Origin of the sequence: Synechococcus sp. H55.10 (assembly GCF_047502715.1) — a bacterium.
Lineage (GTDB): Bacteria > Cyanobacteriota > Cyanobacteriia > Thermostichales > Thermostichaceae > Thermostichus.
Genome location: NZ_JANSJJ010000175.1, coordinates 1 through 658, shown reverse-complemented (window position 1 = coordinate 658; position 658 = coordinate 1). Strand labels below are relative to the sequence as shown.

Here is a 658-nt window from a genome sequence, read left to right as displayed (position 1 = left end):
CGATGATCGCATCCGTCGACCGCTCTCTCCGGGCCGGCCGGAGTCAGACGTCGAGATTGGCCACCTTCAGGGCGTTCTCGACGATGAACTCGCGCCGCGGCTCGACCACGTCGCCCATCAGGGTGGTGAAGACGTCGCCGGCCTCCTCCGCCGCGCCGATCCGCACCTGCAAGAGCGAGCGGTTGGCGGGATCGAGCGTGGTCTGCCAGAGCTGTTCGGGATTCATCTCGCCCAAGCCCTTGAAGCGCTGGATGGTGTACTTGGTGTTGGCCGGCAGGCTGCGCAGGACTTGCTCTTTCTCGGCCTCGTTGTAGCAGTAGCGCACATTGTTGCGGCCCCACTCAATCTTATAGAGGGGCGGGCAGGCAATGTAGACGTAGCCCTGCTCCAAGAGCGCCTTCTGATAGCGGTAAAAGAAGGTGAGCAGCAGGGTGCGGATGTGACTGCCATCCACATCGGCGTCAGTCATGAGGATGATGCGGTGGTAGCGCAGTTGGCTGGGATCGAACTCCTCGCCCTTGACCCCCAGGCCCAGCGCTGTAATCAGGGCCTGAATCTCGGCGTTTTTGTAGATCTTGGCGGGATCTGCCTTCTCGATGTTGAGGATCTTGCCCCGCAAAGGCAGCACCGCCTGAAACTGGCGATCCCGTCCCTGCTT

At 61.9% G+C, this 658-nt stretch carries 1 protein-coding gene; it reads right to left on the bottom strand.

Annotated elements, in window-relative coordinates:
* Positions 1-43 precede the first annotated feature (43 nt).
* Positions 44-658 (bottom strand): toprim domain-containing protein (locus tag NW858_RS10805; protein WP_414520482.1); only part of this gene is annotated, 615 nt, incomplete at its 5' end.